Raw genomic sequence first — 19963 nt, forward strand, 5'->3', positions numbered from 1 at the left:
AAAACCGGGATCAAATAAAAGCTCAGGGTTTGTCGAGCAGGAACTCAATCTGTATCGCCGACTGGTTCAGCGAGTCGACCAGGTCGAGGTAAGTTTCCCTGATCCGGAATGCGCGTGCAATCGCCTGCGAAAATTCTACATACCCGATCTCACCTGCTTCGTAAGCTTTTGCTGCATTGCCCCTGATCACCTCCGCGAGAGGTAGTGACGTTTGTTCATACAGGCTGAGGTTGTCAGCATCGGTCCGGTAAGTGAGTACGGCCTGCTGCAGATTGGCTTCCAGCTGCATGCTCGCAAAGCCCAGCCGGGTGGCCGCAATTTGCTGGTTAATCTCGCCAGCCCTGATCCGCGACTTTGCCGCCCCATTGAAAATAGGGATTCCGATACCTGCCTGAAACCCCTGGAATCGTTTTCCGGCACCGTAATAGATTTCTGTTCCATTTACATTCTGGTTCCCGATGAGCGACTGGTTAAAGTACCCGATGCTGAAATCAGGCAGTAGCGCAGTTCTTTGCAAGGCCACAGACTGACGCTCCACTGCCACTTCCTGTTCGAGCAAACGCAGCAGCGGGTTTGTGCTCACAAGTTGTGCGTCAGCTGCAATGGAAGTAAAAGCCGGTCGGCCTACTGAATCTTCTGCAGCTTCTACGGGGGCGGGACTGTTTACGATTAATTGAAGCTGCTTTTGCAGGTTAACCAGCCTGGTTTTATTCTGGGCCAGCCTCGCCTGGATTTCAGCCACTTCACTTTTTGCCACGGCCTCTTCAAGCTGATTTGTCTCACCTGATTTGAAACGGAGTGTGGCAGCCGCTGCAAAACGGCTCGCCCGTTCATATTCATTCAGGAGCAGCTGCTGCCTGCTCTTCGCCGAGCGTTGCAGGTAGTAAATTTGCTTTACACTTTTGACCAGCTCAGCCCTGGTCACTTCCACGCTGGCGCGGGCTGCATTCACCTGTTCCGCAAACAATGCCTTTCGTCTTTTGCTTACGGCCGGATTGGGTAAGCTCTGAGATAAGGTAAAATGATTATCAAACTTCCTGCTGTTGTACTGCCCGCCCATCCAGGATAGCTCCGTCTTCGGAATTTCGGTCGCGGTACCCGACAATTCTTCCTGGTATCCCACCTGAAACTGCCCGGATTTGATCTCCGGATTCCTGGAAACTGCTTCTTCGATCGCCTGCGGCAGGGTCAGCTTTCTGGTGCCCGTATTGTCCTGCGCATTGGTATTGCTGGCTGCAAACACAGGTAACAGCAGAATAATGAGCGGTTTAACAGTAAGCTTATTGCCAAACCGCGATTCAATGATCAGGTAAAGGACCGGCAGCACAAGTAAGGTCAGCAATGTAGCCGAAACGAGCCCGCCGATCACCACTGTGGCAAGCGGACGCTGTACTTCGGCACCTGCGCTGTTTGACAATGCCATCGGAAGAAACCCGAGAGAAGCGACCAGCGCGGTCAGCAGCACCGGCCGCAGACGTGTTTCGGTACCCTGGAAAATGACGGCTTTCAGATCAGAAAGTCCCTGTTTGCGGAGGTAGTTGAACTCCGCGATGAGTACAATCCCATTCAAAACAGCCACACCAAAAAGGGCGATAAACCCTATCCCGGCAGAAATGCTGAAAGGCATACCACGCGCCCAGAGCGCAACTACGCCGCCGATCGCCGACAGCGGAATGGCCGAGAGTATCAGCACACTTTGCCGCACAGACCTGAAACTGAAATACAGCAGCACGAAAATGAGCAGCAGCGCCACAGGTACCGCAATGCCCAGCCTGCGGTTGGCCTCTTTCAGGTTTTGAAACTGTCCGCCATAAGTTGTATAGTAGCCGGCAGGCAGTTTTATTTCCCGGTCAATTTTGGATTGCAATTCGCTGACAACACCCTCCACATCCCGGCCCCTTACGTTGAATGCCACGATAATGCGTCGCCTGGTATCCTCGCGCTGGATCTGGTTAGCGCCGGTTACCATTTCAACGGCAGCCACCTGGCTGAGCGGAATTTGTTCTCCGTGTGGTGTGGTGATAAAAAGGGCTTTTACATCGTCGAGCGTCTGGCGGTTCTTGCTGGCAAGCCGCACTACCAGGTCAAAGCGTTTTTCACCTTCATAAACCAGTCCGGCGCTGCTTCCTGCAAATGCGGTGCTGATCGTGCGGTTGGCGTCTTCAACATTCACTCCGAACTGCGCCATTTTATCCCTGTCAAAGTTCACCACGATCTGCGGCAACCCGCTTACTTCCTCCACATACAAATCCTCGGCACCTTCCACACCGGCCGCCAGCTTGCCGATTTTCCTTGCTTCCCGCGCGAGTACCGCCAGGTCTTCTCCAAAAATCTTGACAGCTACATCCTGTTTCACCCCGGATATAAGTTCATTGAAACGCATCTGGATCGGCTGCTGAAACCCGAATGTGACGCCCGGGATTGTCTCCGTGAGGAGTTCCTGCATTTTGCCCGCGAGCTCCTCCCGACCGGCCGCTTTTGTCCATTCCGATTTTTCTTTCAAAATCACCATCACGTCGCCAGCTTCCACGGGCATAGGATCTGTGGGTATCTCCGAAGAGCCTATTTTGCCGACCACTTCCACCACTTCATCGGGAAAATGCTTTTTAAGCAATCCCGCTGCCTTTTGACTCGCATCCACGGTCTCTGACAGTGAGCTGCCGGTCAGCACACGCATTTCAATGGCAAAATCACCTTCGTCAAGCTGCGGGATAAACTCGCCGCCCATTTTCAGAAAAAGCCAGAGCGCAACACCAAACAGCAGCACGGAGCCTGCTATAATACCCAGCCTGTTTTTCAATGCGAATGCGAGCGCAGGCAGGTACCTGCGGTGAAAAAATGCCGTGATCCGGTCGGAAATGTTAAGGGAATGCCGGTTTTCCTTACTTAGAAAAAGGGCTGAAATCATGGGTACATAGGTGAGTGATAAAATGAATGCGCCCAGAATGGCGAAGCTGACAGTCTGCGCCATTGGCTTGAACATCTTGCCTTCAATGCCGGCCAGTGCGAGGATCGGCAGGTAAACGATGAGGATAATAATTTCTCCGAATGCGGCCGAATTGCGGATCTTGGAGGCTGATGCATATACTTCCGCGTCCATTTCGTCCTGCGTAAGTCTGCCGGTCAGTTTTCTGGCCGCCATGTGGTGGAGGGTCGCTTCCACGATGATCACAGCGCCGTCGACGATCAACCCGAAATCAATTGCCCCGAGGCTCATCAGGTTGCCCGATACACCGAAGATGTTCATCATCGTCACGGCAAAAAGCATTGAAAGCGGGATTACCGAAGCTACTATCAGCCCGGCCCGCAGGTTTCCCAGCAACAGGATCAGGACAAAAATGACGATCAATGCGCCCTCGATCAGGTTACGCGAAACCGTACTGATTGCCTTGTTCACCAGCTTGGTGCGGTCCAGAAAAGGCTCTATTACGACTCCTTCGGGCAGCGATTTGCTGATTTGCGCAATCCTCTCCTTTACATTCCCGATCACTTTGGATGCATTCGCGCCTTTGAGCATCAGTACCAGTCCGCCCACTACTTCGCCCTCGTCATTACGCGTCATTGCACCATAGCGCACTGCCGCGCCGAACTGTACCTTCGCGATGTCCCTCATGCGGAGCGGAAGTCCGTTTTCAAGTTCTTTCACCCGGATCCTTTCAATGTCAGCCAGACTGCCGATGAGCCCTTCGCTGCGGATAAAGTAGGCATTTGGTTTTTTATCAATGTAAGCCCCGCCGGTATTCTGGTTATTCTTTTCCAAGGCGGTAAAAACGTCGACCATGGTCACCTGCGCACTTCTCAGTTTAACCGGATCAATGGCGATTTCATATTGTTTCAAAAAACCGCCGAAGCTGCTCACTTCGGCTACGCCCTCGGTACCGAGCAGCTGCCTGCGCACCAGCCAGTCCTGAATGCTGCGCAGTTCCATGGGCGGGTACTGTTTTTCAAATCCCGGCCTGGTATGCAGCACATACTGGTATATCTCGCCGAGTCCGGTCGTGACAGGCGCGAGTTCGGGCGTGCCGGTACCGGGCGGTATTTGTTCTGCGGCACTTTGCAGCCGCTCCGAAACCTGCTGCCGGGCCCAGTAAACGTCAACCTGGTCTTTGAACACGATCGTAACCACCGACAGTCCGAACCGGGATATCGACCTGATTTCTTCGGTATTCGGAATGGTGGCCATGGCCGTTTCCACCGGGAAAGTAACAAGCCGCTCTACTTCCTGGGCGGCCAGCGACGGACTTGTGGTAATGATCTGAACCTGGTTATTGGTAATGTCAGGTACGGCGTCAATGGGGAGTTGGGTAAGTGAATAAATGCCTCCCGCAACCAGGGCAAGCATAAATATCCCGATCACAAGCTTGTTGTGAATGGAGAAATGGATGATTTTATCCAGCATTTTAAATGGGATTGCGTGTACGGATGCGCTTCTGCCGTCGCGAAAGCTCCGGCATTTGCAAAAAACAACAAACGGTGTACACTAAGCCCTGGGCGGCTGCCAGATGCTGTTCAGGTTTTCACTGTGGCCGGGCGTGGTATAAGTATCAAACCGGTCCTGGAAAATGAGGGAAGAAGATGCTTCGGGTAAGGCTGCGGGCACTTGCTGTAAAGTGATTCCCGCACAGCACGCACAAATGCAAAAGGGTGAGCAAAGGTCCACCGCTGCGTGCGCATCGGCAGGCTGATCGGCGCGGATACTTGCTGCGTATACCTCACTGACCGGTTCCAGTGCTTCATCCTGGCAGGGTATGCAGGAAAGCAGGATCGTGTACAGCGATAATATGTAGTAAAGCAGCTTCATGTGGCGGCAAATATAAGGTGATAAGATGTGCAACAGGGAGTCAGGTTGGGTTTGTTTTTGATGATTTTCAAAGACCCGCAGAATAGGATCACAATTGCTTAACACTGGCTTAACTGCCAGGTATTGTTGGCGGGATAGCTTTGTGAAAACAACTCACCATGACCAGACATCTTACTTTCTCCAAGGCTGCAGGCGCAGCTTCCATCATTCTGGCGTCCATGACGTTTTCAGGATGCGCATTGCAGGACCATACCAACCAGCCCGTCGATCCCGACAAGCTTGTAAACCGCTCGGTAAACCCCGCATTGATCCAGTCGCTGCCCGGATTTGAAGACCTGAAAATCACGACACTGATCAGTTCAGACGACCAGCTTCCCGAATCACCGGATTTTATTTACGGCGCACAGCCGGACGGAGGTGCATTCATGAAAAACCCGAATGGCGAAGGATTTGTGATGATCAACAACCACGAGATCCTGTTTTCTGTATCGCGCGTTTACCTGGATAAAGAACTGAAACCGGTAAAAGGCGAGTATATCGTAGATGCGGAAGGTGGACAATGGAGACTTTGCTCTGCTACCATGGCAACGCCAGAAGAGCACGGTTTCGGGCCGTTATTCCTGACTGCCGGAGAATCCAACTCCGAATCGATGACACACGCGATCGATCCTTTCGCTCCGGCTGACAAGAAAAACAAGACGCGTACTGTGGCTGCATTCGGTAAATGGAATGCAGAAAACGCGGTACCACTTCCGAAAGATGCATTTCCCGGAAAAACGGTGATCATCATCGGTGAAGATGATACAAACGGGCAGCTGGTAGCTTATGTATCCGATGTAGTAGGTGATTTGAACAATGGTAAACTATATGCACTGCGCCGTACCAACCAGGAAAGCGTGGAGACGGATATGGTAAAGGGACAGAGCTACGATGTAGAATTCGTGCCTTTTGACAATGTAAAAACGAGCACAGGTACAGAATTGCAGGCGCAAACCGTGGACAAGAAAATGATCCAGTTTGCCCGGGTTGAGGATATCGACTACGTAAAAGGCGGCAATGGCGCCGGACGCGAGATCTACTTCACCGCTACAGGTGTGAGCCAGCCGGATAAAGTAACGCCGGTAGCAGGCAAGAACATGTGGGGCCGGGTGTACCACCTTGAATTTGAAAAAACCAACCCGCTGAAAGGAAAGCTGAACATCATTATGGACGGTGCCGATAAACCTGGCAGCTTCATCGTGAACCCTGACAATATCTGCGTCACAAAAAACTACGTGTATGTACAGGAAGACGGTGATTCATTCTACCGCGACAATGACCACGATGGTACGATCTGGCAGTATAACATTGCGACCAAGGAGAGCAAGGCAATGCTCCGCATGAACCACCGCCGCAACGATCCGACATTCAATGCGAAATACAACTCCGTGGGTAACAACAGTCTGAGTACCTGGGAATACGGCGCGATGATCGATATTTCAGAAGTAACAGGTATTCCTGAAACTTTCATGATCAACCTGCACCCGCACACGTGGCAGGATGAAAAATACAAAGGCGCTGACGGAAGCGGCATTTCTACCAACAAAGAAGGCGGACAAACCGTGATCGTAAGGGGTATCAGAAAATAATTGATCACAACATCATGCATCGGGAAGGTTCCGCTACGGAGCCTTCCTTTGTACTTATATATGTATGAAAAGATTTTTGGTATTAATGGGCTGCTTGTCGGCCTGGCTGGTGGTCGGCTGTACCGGCGGGCGGGACGCAAGCGAGAAAGTTTACGCGCAGTTTCTGGAAGATCTGAACACGCTCATTGCGAGGAATGAAGACTTCCTCGGTTATGTACGTACCAGCTCCGACAAAACTGAATTGCAGGAGAAGTTTCTCGAACTCAGGCTGCATTACAAGAAAACGGAGGCTTTTGCCGAGTACTTTTTTCCTACCACCGTCAGGCTTGTAAATGGCGCGCCGCTGGATGAGGTGGAGGATGAGGAAAATGCCGTTTTTGAGCCGGGCGGCTTACAAGTGATCGAGGAGCTGATTTATACAGACGAGCCGCTGGATCGTGAAGAGCTGATCCGCCACGTTCGGAAGTTGCAGGTGAACAGCAAGCGGATGAAAATGTTATGGGCTGATATCAGGATCACGGACTCGCATGTGCTGGACGCGATCCGGCTGGAAATGTTCAGGCTGATTTCGCTCGGTATCTCCGGTTTTGACACACCGGCATCGGGCAATGCGATCGCCGAAAGCAGAGTGGTGCTCCTCGCTGCGGAAGACTATCTCGGCTTTTATAAAAATACATTGCCGGAAGTTGACCAGCTGCATGAGCGTATTGAGAATGCTGTCAGGTTTTTAGATCAGAGTGAAAATTTCAACAGTTTTGACCGGGCGGCATTTATCACCGAACACATCAATCCTTTTTGCGAAGCCCTGCATGAAAACCAGGTGCTGGCATCTATTCCGTTCAGTAAAGACCGCAAGTTGCTGCGCAGCGATGCGGCGACCCTTTTTGAGAAAAATGCATTTGATCCAGAAGCAATGGTCTCGGTGAGCCGCTTCAGTGCTACCGCAGACCGTGTCGCACTGGGAAGAAAACTCTTTTTTGACGCACGCATATCGGGCAATGGGAAAACAAACTGCGGCTCCTGCCACAATCCGGCGCTCGCTTATACTGACGGACTGAAAACAAGCAACGGCGCGACCGACAATCCGATCCTGCGCAATGCACCCACAGTAATGTATGCGGCTTTGCAGCAAAATTTGTTCTACGATTTACGTTCACCTTCCCTGGAAGACCAGGCTGCGGACGTGATCCACAATACCGACGAAATGCGCGGGTCTTTGAAGGAATTTACGCGCTTACTCACTGCTGACAAGGAATATCGCACGCTCTTTGAAAGAGCTTATCCCGAGCTTGACAGTATCCGTCCGGTTTTTGTCCAGAATGCGCTTGCCACTTTTGTCCGCTCGCTCAGCCCGTTCAATTCTCCTTTCGACAGGTATATGCGCGGCGAGAAAAAAGCGTTGACTGACAGTCAGGTGGCGGGTTTCAATGTATTTATGGGCAAAGCCAAATGCGGTACCTGCCACTTTGTGCCGCTGTTTAACGGAACCGTGCCTCCGGATTACCAGCGCACGGAATCGGAAGTGCTCGGTGTCACCAGCAATGCGGATTTTGTACACCCGGTGATGGACACGGACAAGGGCAGGGGCAAGTACAACCGTTTTCCGCAGTGGCAGCACGCATTTAAGACAAGTACGCTCAGGAATATTGCGAAAACCGCGCCTTACATGCACAATGGCGCTTATGCGACTTTGCAGCAGGTTATGGAATTTTATAACGAAGGGGGAGGAGCAGGATTGAAAATCAGCGTACCTAACCAGACGCTGGCTGCTGATAAGCTGAATCTGACGCCGAAAGAGATAGCGCAGGTGATTGATTTTCTTGAAAGTCTTACCGATCAGCCTCAATAACCAACACGGAATCTCCTGTGCTGACGGTACCCGTTCCCAGCCCGATCACATTTTGACCAAACCGGATTTTCTTGTCAGACCTGCGGTAGCCGGCCAGCGTTTTAAGCGGTTCGGGACTGCGGTGGCCGGTTTGCTGGTCAACCGTCACTACCACGCACCTTTCGCAGGGAGATACTACTTCGAAATTAATGCCACCGATCGAGATGTTTTTCCATGAATCTTCTTCAAAAGGCAAAGTGCCGGCGACTACAAAATTCGGACGAAAACGGTCCATGGTTACCGGGTGAACGAGCCTGCTGTTCAGATCGGCAAGGGAGGCTTCGGAGATGAGGAGAAATGGGAAATCATCGGCAAAGCTGACCCGCTTTTGTTCACTTCCGAGTCCGGGCGGCGAAAGGCGCGAGGAGGATTCCGGGAGTTTCACAAGCTGTACTTTCCTTTGCAGCTGTGCGGAGAGCCATTTATCGGCCTCGTCAGATACCGTGCAGGCGGTTAACCTGTCTTTCCAGATCTTGATGCTTTTCTCCTGATCAGTAACAGGATCAAATGGTACCTGAATGCAGTTCTGCGGATTGTTTTTATCAAAAATCTCCAAACCTCCGGCATGTACCGCCACACCGATCAGTGCCATTCTGTTGTGCTCGCGCTGGGTCAGGAAAATGCCGTTTTCATCAACAATCAGCCAGTTGCGGTCCCATTGCAGCCCACGCTCTTCCACCTGTGCCGCATTTAGTTTTACCCCGCCAAGCGACTTTACCGGATAAATCCATATTTCAGAAAGAGTGGCAGGGGTATCTGTCATAGGCTTGTCTCGGCGATCTTTTCAGCGATGAATTCAGATGCCTGCTCGCAGAAGTCCAGCCCTGAATAATCGGGATTATGACCGCCGATATAGGGTACCGCCATGATATATACGCGCTCATTGGGCGCACCGTATTCATTGACGATCTGGAAGCAATCATTGATTGCCACGCCGGGTACTTTCAGGAAATAGTCGCCCACTGCATTGCGGACAATCCTTTTATCGCCTTCTTCCAGCATTTTGAACGCAACTTCTTGTGACTGGAACCGCTGATGCGCCTCACTCACCGACTTTTTCATCAGCAAACCTTTAAATGGGAATTCTTCAAATGGAAAGGCTTTCTGTCCGGAACAATCGACGAATGTGCGGAACGTCTTGCGGTACGTTTTTCCATCCTCACCCGTGTATTTGTAAATGATCCCGCCTGATTTCTGCGGTATGGTTTCGCCGTCGTGACCTACTGATATGATATCCAGCTTTCCTGCTTCATGCAATGCAAATAACTCGTCGCAGGAGCTTTGCGGCACAAATGCGATCACTGTGGCAATGAGCGGTTTTAAAACCGTTTCCAGTCGCAACATATCTTCGGCAGAGAAGTATTTCGCAGGGTAGTTGAGCAGGAAGCTCAGTTCGGCCAGCATTTCTTTCCAGTAAATGGACTCGCGCTGTTCAATGGACTTCAGAGCTTCATTATATTCTTCCCTGAAAAGCTCGAATGGCGGTTTCCCTTCGCGCATATCCATGGCCATTTTCACGAATTCCTCCATCGTCAGGTTCTTGATTTTGCGATAGATTTCGGGATGTCCATCGCGGAAACCTTCCTTAAAGTTCTTTTCAAAAACATAATCCAGCGGCAGGAATCCATTATTTTCCTTCCTTTTCTTGATAACCTCTTCCTCGGTGAGCAGGGATTTGCCAGTTACCTGCGGCTCTTCCAGGTGGAACCTGATCGCAGGCAGCAGCCCGTTCCTGGAATGCATCATGATCTTGAAACGTGAACTTTGCTTGTCGCCTTCGTAAACGAGCTTGTTTTGTTCGTCGCAGTAAAAGCGGCCGTTCTGCCTCGCCAGCGTCCTGATCGCGTCTATCGCTGTCAGCGAAGCTCCCTTGATGGCGACGGTGTGGTTCAGTTTCAGTTCCAGTTTTGAAGGAGGATAGGGAGAGTCGAAGTATCCTTCAATCTTCCCTTCGTGCCTGGCCGGCCATTTGTGCCCGGTGCTGATCACCACCGCGTCAAATTCCTTCGGCTCGCTTCCTTGGGTTTCAATGAGGACCGTCTGTTGCGTGGGGTAATCGGTGATATCCGAAACCTGGCTGTTATAATGTACATTGGTCTTTATTCCTTTCTTATCGGCTTCTGCTTTCAGGAGCTGGAACTGGTCAGACAGATACTCGCCAAAAAGCAGTCTAGGCAGAACGTGGTACTTGTTGAATTTAGTAGGATCAATGCTGAACTGAGAGAGCCGGCTTTCGGGAACCGTTTTCATCCATTCCTGGATGGTCGTGACGAGTTCGGGAATTTCGTTACCTGACACGTTTGTGATATGTTCACGATTGGCGCCCTGTTTGCTGTACGGCATGCCGGCGCCGAGGGTTTCTGTTTTTTCAAAAATATCGATATCGTAGCGGGTCTTCGATCTGACCAACTTTTTATACATAAAAAGGCCGCTTGGTCCGCCTCCGATAATCGCAATGCGCCTCCGCGCTTTTCTCAGGGTCATAAAGTTTTTGATAGAGTCAGTTGTGTTCCATTGTATGTATATAAAAATTGATCCAGGAGTAAACTAACCGCGAATCAGCCCTTGCTGACACAGAATTCTTTGCCCAGGAAATCCTGCACAAACTTTCGGGGAGTTGTGGAAAGGTAATGGCGGAAGTCGCGGATCAGGTGGCTTTGATCGTGATAGCCAAACTGGTCGACGACGGAAAGCCAGTCAACCGAGCTCCCGTCCTGCTGAATGAATGCAATAACCTGTTTGAAGCGCAGGAAACGGGCGAGCTCCTTAGTCGAGAACCCCATATATTTTTGGAAACGCATCTGGATCGTACGCGTTGAAAGATCCGCGTCAATGGCAATTGCCTTGGAGGGCTGCGCATTGCCGGATCCCGGTTGCTGCGAATCACCAAGCAACAACTGCGCTTCTGCATCGGGCTCTCGTATGAAGATATTGCCATAGTCGATCAGTACATTCATGCGGCTTTCCAGCGTATGAAGTGGCTTCAATATCTCCCAAAGTTCCCTAAATCCGCCGATACCCAACATTACATCCGGGTTCCTGATCACCTCACTTTCCATGGTATCCACCGGAACCTGGAAGAGCCTGTAAAATCCATTGGGCCTGAATACAACGACCATCAGATCAGCTTTTGGCAGCAGCTCATAGTTCATCATTTTACGCAATGGTCCCGCTACGGCGACCTGTTCGAGCATTTGGCTTTCCGCCGCTTTGTCCCCGAACGAAACCTTGACCGGCTCGCTAAAATTGAAAATCAGCATCATTTCCAGGCTGGGTGACAAATGCTGCGTCATCGTAGCAAAGTCTTCCGGCGTGCGGATACAGTATACGTGCTTGATCACGTCGGACAATTCACCTGCCACTTCAAAATGCCTGCCAATTGGCTGCGGAGGTACATTGCCGGTATCTTTCATGCGTTTTTATAGTTGGCGTGCGTTTCGTTTTCTTACAATTTCCGCAGCAAGCAGGCTCCTAATTTTGGTAAAAAATAAATCAAAACCATAAACTTTTACCACAAATGGAAACTGCAAAATCACCCAAAATCCTGATCACCGGCGCAACCGGAAACATTGGCAAGGAACTTACGCAATACCTGTCCGGCAAAGGCACCCCGTTCCGTGCAATGGTGCGTTCACTGGATAAAGTGAATGCCGAATACCAACTGAATGCAGAATATGTAACAGGCGATTTCAACGACGCGCTGTCGCTTCAAAGTAGCCTCACCGGTATCGAAAAAGCATTTCTCCTCACAAACTCTTCCGAACTCGCAGAAGCCCAGCAGCTGCGTTTTGTAGAGCTGGCAGTGAAAGCGGGTGTAAAACACATTGTCAAACTCTCGCAATGGGCCGCAGACCTGCATTCGCCGGTTAGGTTTTTACGCTACCACGCCGCAGTGGAGCAGGCCATTATTGAATCCGGGGTGAAGTACACATTCCTGCGCCCGAACTTGTTCATGCAGGGACTGCTGGAATTCAGGGATACCATTCGTTATCAGGACCAGTTCTTCGGAGCGATCGGGGAGGCCAAAGTGAGCGTGGTGGATACCAGGGACATTGCCGCTGCTGCGGGTGAAGCCTTGACAAGCGCGGCGCACGAAAACAGGATTTACAACCTGACCGGCCCGGAAGCTTTGTCGCACTACGAAATGGCCGCGCAATTATCGGAAGCTGCCGGAAGAAACATTCGTTTTGTCGACATACCGTCAGAAGCGCTGCGCGATATGTTGCGGCACGTCGGCCTTCCCGATTGGCAGGCAGAAGGATTGATCGAAGATTATGCACATTATAAAAGGGGAGAGGCGGCTTCGATTGAAACCGGCGTGCGGGAAGCAACAGGCCAGGAGCCCCGCAGCTTTAATGCATTCGCGGCAGATTATACGGCTCTTTTTGCAAAATGAAAAAATGGCAATCCCGAAGTGCCAGCGTGCCGGGAATAGTATTTGCTGTTTTGCTGAGAAATCAGGGGTTTTTCACATAACTGAAAACGATATGCATATCATACTGGGAGGTACCGGTCACGTAGGTTCAGCTGTTGCCAATGCATTGCTCAGCAAAGGGGAGCCGGTGACCATTGTAACGCGAAATGCGGAAAATGCATCAGCTTTCACCAACAAAGGAGCGCAGGTAGCAATCGCTGATGTTTTTAATAGTGAAGATTTGAAGCGTGTTTTTGCAAAAGGTAAAACACTTTTCCTGCTCAATCCGCCCGCATTGCCACATACTGATACGGTAGAAGAGGAGAGAAGGAGCTTAACCTCCATTTTTAAAGCGATGGACGGTTCCGGGTTGGCGCGCATTGTGGCGCTGTCAACTTACGGGGCGCAGCCTGGCGAACACATCGGCGACCTGGGTACATTATACGAAATGGAGCAGGCGCTGGGGCGGCAAACCATTCCCTACGCCGTTATCCGCGCAGCCTATTATATGAGCAACTGGGATATGTACATTGACCTGGCTAATCAGACAGGCGAACTCCAGAGTTTATATCCAGCTGATTTCAAGATCCCGATGGTCGCGCCCGAAGATATCGGTGCGCTCGCGGCTGAGCTGCTTACAGGTTTTGACAAGAATGCAGAAATGCATTATGTTGAAGGTCCTGAGAATTACAGTTCTGGCGATGTAGCAGCCGCTTTTTCTCAAAAACTGCAAAAAACAATAACTCCGGTAGAGGTACCTCAACAGGATTGGCGAGGGTTTCTGAATGGCGCAGGTTTCTCGGAACCGGCAGCTGAATCACTTGCAAATATGAGTGCGATTACATTGAGCAGATCGTACGAAGTGACGTTGGAGCCGCACCGTGGCAGGATTACTTTGCACGAATATATCGGTAAACTTATGCCTTCGCAGGTGACTTTTTAAAAGTTGCCTGCGAATTCTTTTCCAGATTTAATGTCTGTCAGCGAAACTGCATTGATGCTGCCAATGCCAGAGAATGAAATGCTGACGCCATAAATGCGGTGCAGCGGGCGCTGGTAACCGCCTTCGTACACAAGTTTATCGTTGATGTACAGCCTGGCGCGCTTATTTTCGATCCGCAGCTGCAACTTCCCGCCTGCACGAAAATCTGCGCCGAGGAAGTCCAGTCCGTTCTGCTTGCCGTCTTTGGTGATCTCCGAAAGTTGCAGTTTGGTCCAATGCAGGCAGCCCGGCTTCATCACATCCACCACGTGCCGCGCAGACTCTCCGAAAATCGTCAGCTGTACCTGTGAGCAACGCACACCTGCGCGATCGGCTGAGGTTTGTATGCTGGTTACAAGATTGAAATTGTCGCCATCGATCTCCGTGGGCTGGCTGTTGATGAAATCGACAAAGAAAGTACGGTTTGTATCTACACCAGCACGCGCCACTTCTCCGGCGCTCACAAAATTCTTCCCGCCTTTAAACAGCCCGGGTATCTCAACAGGATATACGCGCGTGGTATCATGCATCATATCTGCCGTAGCGGTCCACCCATTTGAGTGCAGATACACGACCGAGGAGTCAAGTACCTGTTTGTTGAGTTTGAGAAATGCATAGTACCTGCCCGGACGTTCGTAGTAATGCGTTACAACGCTATCGGCCTGCGACAATGCAGCTTTCCTTCCGTCGCCGAATTCCAGGTAGATCCGGTCGGACGAATCTTCATACTGGCCGGCCCCGGCAATGGAAAATACGGCCGAATGCGGATTGCCTCCCACGGGATTGCGGCAGACCAGGCGGGCTGCCTCCACCGGCGTTCCGTACCGTGCCGCATAATACTCCGCAGCGCTGATCAGCACGATAAGAAAGATCAGGCCAAGCACGATTTTGAGCGCATATCTTCTGGAAACCGGCTTTTTTGCTAATTGTTTTTGCTCCCGGTTTCCATGAACAGGCACTTCGGTCACCATCGCGGCGGGGATCGAAACGGGTTGTGACGAAATTGGTTTTGCCTGCGTAAAACTCTCCCAGTCGCGATAGCCGATGTAGCTGGCCAATGCGTCGCGGGTTGCCTTTTGCGGATAGTAGCGGTCTCCGGTTTTGATTTTGCCGAAAATGCGTTTCAGCGTATTGGGACTGATCTGTACGTGCGTCTTCTTGTAAAGGATACTGCTCAGCCGAATGTAGTCGCTGTTTGTCCATTCCGGAATATCAGGCTTGCCATAGATCTCGCTGATCAGCTGACACCCGTAGTCGAGGTGGTCTAACTGGCTGGTCTGACCTTGTCCATTCTCCATAATGCTTTTACTCTAAACTCCTGATATGTAAAGGTTTGTCTTGTCCATAATTTTGTACACCCAGCTGGTCAAGCGCTTTTTCGGATCACCGTATTATGCAAAATTATATTTGCTAACTCAAATTTCTCATTTCTACCAGGTTCGCGGATCTGGCCTAAACCTAAATATCAGAAAAATATGCGACAAAAAACTCTACTAGGTTTTGTCATGTTGCTCTTTGGAATTTCACCATTAATGGCGCAAACCAGGGAGATAACCGGCAAAGTTACAGACGAGGCTGCAAAGGAGTTACCCGGTGTGAGCATCGTTATTAAAGGAACCCAGCGCGGTACCGCTACCGACGCCAACGGGTTATACAAGCTGACTATTCCTGACCAGGGCCCGGTCACGATCACCTTTTCATTTGTAGGCTACCAAAGCCAGGACGTTTCACCAGCGGGACAATCCGCGCTGGACATTACTATGAAGCCGGAAGATAATGCTTTATCGGAAGTAGTGGTGGTAGGTTACGGTACGCAAAGGAAGAAGGATCTGACCGGCGCCATTTCATCCATCGGTTCCAAAGAGGTAGCCGGCCGGCAGACTATCCAGGTTTCCGAAGCATTGCAGGGAAGCATAGCCGGTGTGTCGGTAACACGCAGCAGCGGTGCGCCGGGTGCAGGTTCCAATATCCTGATCCGGGGTATCACCACTATCGGTACCAATAATCCGCTCGTGATCGTCGACGGTGTTCCGGTGAGCAGCATTGACAATGTAAACCCGGGCGATGTGGAGAATATTACCGTTTTGAAAGACGCGGCTTCTGCGGCTATTTACGGTTCGAGGGGCGCAGCGGGGGTTATTCTGGTGACAACCAAACGCGCTAAAAATGGGCAGGGCAGTCTGGAATACACTTACGAATATGGCGTGCAGCGTGCTACTGCGATGCCCGAATATGTAGGCGTGCAGGATTATATGCGGTATTTCAATGAGCAAACCACCAATGACGGCGCAAGTACAGGGCCGTTTGCACAGGCTTTTATTGATTCATACCTGGAAAATAACCGGGCAAATCCCGACGAGTTCCCGAATACGGACTGGCAGCGTGCATTGATCACCCGTAAGAATGCGCCGCGCCAGCGTCACGATCTTGTGTTTACAATGGGAACCGCCAAGATCAAAACCAAAGCTTCGCTGGGCTATTCCAGCTCGGGCGCCTTCTACGACAACCGTTCTTACGATCGCTATCTGTTCCGGGTCAATAACGACTTGCAGGTCAATGATAAAATTGGTGTAAACCTGGATGTTTTTTACAAAAGGACAAACAACAGGGGTAATGCCAATGAACTGCCCAACAGTGACTTCAATCCGATTTATGAGAGCCGGATCATGCCGCCGATTTACGACGATGTGTATTCGGACGGAAGACTGGCATTCGGAAAAGACGGCAGAAACCCGCTGGCCAAGCTGCGTGACGGCGGATTCACACGTTCGCTTTCCAATCAGATAGGAGGGCGGATCTCATTCAACTACAAGCCGGTTGAAGGGCTGACGGTCACTGCATTGGTAGCGCCCGTTTTTGATCTTGATAAAAACAAATACTTCTCCAAGCAGATCCGTTACACCAATCCCGACGGTACACCGAGTACAATTGTGAACCAGGCGCGCACCGTACTTACCGAAGGCCGCTCGGAGGCGATGAGTATCAACGGACAGCTGCTTGCCAACTACGTGAAGGAGATCAATGGCGCACATACCATCGATATACTGGCAGGTTTTGAAGAAAATTACCGCTCACTGGAAGAGCTCACCGCGTCGAGAAGCGGGTTTGCATTGACCAGTTTTCCTTACCTGAATTCAGGTTCCACGGAGCTGCGCGACAACTCGGGCAGGGCCAATGAATCAGGATTACATTCGTTTTTCGGAAGAGTGCAGTACAATTATAAAAGCAAGTATTTCCTGCAAGGGAACCTGCGTTCCGATCTTTCATCGAGGTTTGCAGCTGCTTACCGTAAAGCGGTTTACCCGTCAGTATCAGCAGGGTGGACAATTTCCGAAGAGAATTTCATGAAGGGCAGCAACTGGCTTTCATTCCTGAAACTGAGAGGCTCCTGGGGAGAAGCGGGCAATGAGCGGCTGCTCGACAAAGACAATAATCCGGCTTACTATCCTTACCTCGCCACTATTGATTTCAGTACCGCACTTTTTTACCAGAATGGCAGCGTAGTGCCGCTGACGGGCGGCGGGCAGCAAGTTTATGCGGTTGAAAATATCTCCTGGGAAACCAGCCGTACCCTTGATTTCGGTCTGGATGCAGCGTTCCTGAACGACAGGCTGACCATTGCCGCAGACTATTACAGGAAAACAACCACCGACATTCTGCTGCCGCTCGATATTCCATTGTACCTCGGTTTCGACAAACCCAACCAGAATGCAGGTACATTAAAGGTACAAGGCTGGGAACTGGAAGCAGCCTGGCGCGACCGCATTGGTAAGATCGGCTATTCGGTAGCAGCTAATTTATCAGATGCGAAATCGACCGTCGGAGACCTGAAAGGCACGGAGTTCCGCGGTGACCAGATTATCCGTAATGGAAGCGAATACAACGAATGGTTTGGGTATTTGTCCAACGGACTTTTCCAGACGCCGGATGAAATTACCGGAGCGCCGGTACTGAATGTAACCACCAAGCCTGGCGACGTCCGGTATGTGGATGTGAACAAGGACGGAAAGATCACCACCGACGACAAAGTGCTCCTCGGCGGCGCATTGCCCCGCTATTTGTATGGAGGTAACCTGCGCGCGGACTATGGCGGATTTGATTTCGGGGTGAGTTTTCAAGGGGTTGCTAAAAAGCTGTCGCGCCTGAACAGTGACGCGGTACAGCCTTTTGCAGAAGCGTTCGGTAATATGCCGACGGAGATGGTGGGCAAGTTCTGGAGTGCAAACAATTCGCCTGAACAGAACCTGCGGGCGACTTACCCGAGACTTTCGCGTACTTCCAATGCGGCCAATTATACCCTTTCGGATTACTGGCTGATCAATGGCGGCTATTTCCGGGTGAAGAACATCACGCTGGGCTACACTTTGCCGCAGGACCTGATCAAAAAAGCGGGTGTGCAGAGCTTGCGGTTGTATATGTCGGCGAATGATGTTTTCTCGCTGAGCAAATTTCCAAAGTACCTCGATCCGGAATCGGCCAGCTACTCTTACCCGATCGTTACCACGCTCATGGCAGGCGCAACCATTCGTTTCTAAACCCAACCCGGCATTTACCTCATGAAAAAAATAGCATTTACTTTTCTCGTGGCGACGGCACTATCGGGCTGTCACACACTCGATCTCAATCCTTTATCGGAAGCTTCAACCGGGACATTTTACGCCAACCAGACGGAGCTTGAACTGGCAGTGAACGACCTGTACCGCACTGCATTCTGGTCGAATGACAATGAGCTTTTCAGCGACAATGAGTGGCACCGCGGTCAGCTGACCAATGCAGTAATCGGCGGCACGATGAATGCCGATGATGCGGCTGTGCAGACATTCTGGCTTAATGCATACAAGGCGATTGCACGCGCCAACTCGTTTATTGCCAACAAGGAACGCGCCGCTGCCAACACCCCGGCTTCCATCCTGGTCCGCCTTGAAGCTGAAATGCGCCTGATCCGCGCTTACCAGTACTCGCGCCTGATCACGCATTTCGGCGATGTGCCTTTGCTCACCGAGCCGCTCCTGCTGGAAGAATCGTATACGGTAGCGCGGACGAACAAAGATGAGATCCTTGCATTTGTTTTCTCCGAGCTTGATTTTGCAGCCGAAAACCTGCCAGTAACCTATGCGACAGCGGAGACAAAAAGGCTGACAAAAGGGGCAGCGCTCGCCATTAAGTCGCGTACTGCCTTGTATTTGGGCAAATGGGCGATTGCACGCGATGCGGCAAAAGCAATTATGGACTTAGGAGCGGGTTACGAGCTGCATCCGAACTACGCGCCGCTTTTTACCCGGGCCGGTGAAACAAGCCGCGAGCTGATCATCAGTATTCCGCGGGATGAAAAACAGCAGGTTTTCAGTCCGGCAATTTACGTCCAGGATAATATTTCAAGAAATGCAGGCGGCTTCGGCGCGCAGCTTCCTACAAGGGATATAGTGGATGCCTATGAATGTATTGACGGCAAACCGATAGACGAATCGCCGCTTTACGACCCGAAAGCCCCGTTTAAAAACCGCGATCCACGCCTCACAGCCACGGTAGTTGAGTTCAATACCCAGTGGCTGGGCTACAATTACACGCCGCACCCGGACTCTTTGCAGGTTTTCAGTTCGAAGGAAAACAGGAAGGTACCTAACAAAGACACACGTGCAGTGGCTGCATTTGCGAGTTTCACCGGGTTTTTATGGAAAAAAGGCATTGACCAAACCTGGCCTGATCGGCTTGTGGAAGACAATGACGCAATCATTATCCGCTATGCGGAAGTACTGCTGACATACGCCGAGGCGAAGATCGAGCTTGGGGAAATTGATGCGACCGTTTTGACGGCAATCAACCAGGTAAGGGCGCGCGCTTACGGGGTGGGCGTGGAAGAAACCAAATCGTATCCTGCTGTGGCAGCTGCCAATGCGAATGTACTGAGGCAGCTGGTACGCCGGGAGCGGCGTGTGGAATTTCCGCGAGAGGGCTTGCGCTACATGGACCTGATCCGCTGGAAGCTCGCCGAAAAAGTACTTACCCGCCCGGTAATCGGTTTGCCTGATCCCGCAGCGCAAAACCGCGCCAAATGGCCATTCCCCGGCGTGACGCCACTTGATGACGATGGTATTGCCGATTATTCAGGATTTGGTACCGACGTAAAAGTGCTCGCGCAGCGGAGTTTTGACAAAAGCCGCCAGTACCTGTGGCCGATCCCGGCTGTGGAACGCAGGGTGAATACCAATATCACGCAGAACCCTGGTTACTAGTTTTCATTTTCCCATTT

General features: G+C 51.2%; 12 protein-coding genes. 6 read left to right on the forward strand and 6 right to left on the reverse strand.

The annotated features are described in order from the left end of the window. Positions 1 to 22: 22 nt before the first annotated feature. Positions 23 to 4399, reverse strand: a complete 4377-nt coding sequence (locus ASG33_RS08425; protein WP_056282506.1) for a CusA/CzcA family heavy metal efflux RND transporter — start codon at positions 4397 to 4399, stop codon at positions 23 to 25. A gap of 81 nt (positions 4400 to 4480) precedes the next feature. Then, positions 4481 to 4801 (reverse strand): DUF6660 family protein, encoded by a 321-nt coding sequence (locus tag ASG33_RS08430; protein ID WP_056282509.1) that lies wholly within the window; start codon positions 4799 to 4801, stop codon positions 4481 to 4483. Between the two features lie 158 nt (positions 4802 to 4959). Between ASG33_RS08430 and ASG33_RS08435 the strand changes: the two genes are divergently transcribed. After that, complete coding sequence (locus tag ASG33_RS08435; RefSeq protein ID WP_056282512.1) at positions 4960 to 6429, forward strand: hypothetical protein; 1470 nt, start codon at positions 4960 to 4962, stop codon at positions 6427 to 6429. Between the two features lie 64 nt (positions 6430 to 6493). Further along, positions 6494 to 8278 carry a cytochrome-c peroxidase gene (locus ASG33_RS08440; RefSeq protein WP_056282514.1) on the forward strand — a complete coding sequence of 595 codons (1785 nt, stop codon included), beginning with the start codon at positions 6494 to 6496 and terminating at the stop codon, positions 8276 to 8278. Here ASG33_RS08440 and ASG33_RS08445 read toward each other — a convergent pair. From ASG33_RS08445 to ASG33_RS08455, 3 genes are all read right to left on the reverse strand, one after another. Then, positions 8259 to 9080, reverse strand: a complete 822-nt coding sequence (locus ASG33_RS08445) for an MOSC domain-containing protein (RefSeq protein WP_056282519.1) — start codon at positions 9078 to 9080, stop codon at positions 8259 to 8261. The two genes, ASG33_RS08440 and ASG33_RS08445, sit on opposite strands and share 20 nt — an antisense overlap. Next, positions 9077 to 10801: an FAD/NAD(P)-binding protein gene (locus tag ASG33_RS08450; RefSeq protein ID WP_056282522.1), complete on the reverse strand. Its 1725-nt coding sequence runs from the start codon at positions 10799 to 10801 to the stop codon at positions 9077 to 9079. The genes ASG33_RS08445 and ASG33_RS08450 overlap by 4 nt, the downstream gene beginning before the upstream one ends. Before the next feature lie 74 nt (positions 10802 to 10875). Beyond that, complete coding sequence (locus ASG33_RS08455) at positions 10876 to 11730, reverse strand: helix-turn-helix domain-containing protein (RefSeq protein WP_056282524.1); 855 nt, start codon at positions 11728 to 11730, stop codon at positions 10876 to 10878. Between the two features lie 104 nt (positions 11731 to 11834). Between ASG33_RS08455 and ASG33_RS08460 the strand changes: the two genes are divergently transcribed. Both ASG33_RS08460 and ASG33_RS08465 read left to right on the forward strand, forming a co-directional pair. Further along, positions 11835 to 12713: an SDR family oxidoreductase gene (locus ASG33_RS08460; RefSeq protein WP_056282528.1), complete on the forward strand. Its 879-nt coding sequence runs from the start codon at positions 11835 to 11837 to the stop codon at positions 12711 to 12713. A 91-nt stretch (positions 12714 to 12804) separates the two neighbouring features. After that, positions 12805 to 13674 (forward strand): NmrA family NAD(P)-binding protein, encoded by an 870-nt coding sequence (locus tag ASG33_RS08465; RefSeq protein ID WP_056283501.1) that lies wholly within the window; start codon positions 12805 to 12807, stop codon positions 13672 to 13674. Here the strand turns inward: ASG33_RS08465 and ASG33_RS08470 are convergent. After that, positions 13671 to 15011: a hypothetical protein gene (locus ASG33_RS08470; protein WP_056282530.1), complete on the reverse strand. Its 1341-nt coding sequence runs from the start codon at positions 15009 to 15011 to the stop codon at positions 13671 to 13673. The two genes, ASG33_RS08465 and ASG33_RS08470, sit on opposite strands and share 4 nt — an antisense overlap. A 177-nt stretch (positions 15012 to 15188) precedes the next feature. Between ASG33_RS08470 and ASG33_RS08475 the strand changes: the two genes are divergently transcribed. Continuing rightward, on the forward strand, positions 15189 to 18248 hold the full coding sequence (locus ASG33_RS08475) for a TonB-dependent receptor (RefSeq protein ID WP_056282532.1): 3060 nt from the start codon (positions 15189 to 15191) through the stop codon (positions 18246 to 18248). Positions 18249 to 18269: 21 nt separating this feature from the next. Continuing rightward, entirely contained in the window at positions 18270 to 19946 is a 1677-nt protein-coding gene (locus ASG33_RS08480; protein ID WP_056282535.1) for a RagB/SusD family nutrient uptake outer membrane protein, read from the forward strand. Positions 19947 to 19963 lie beyond the last annotated feature (17 nt).

The sequence above is a fragment of the Dyadobacter sp. Leaf189 genome (assembly GCF_001424405.1).
GTDB lineage: Bacteria > Bacteroidota > Bacteroidia > Cytophagales > Spirosomataceae > Dyadobacter.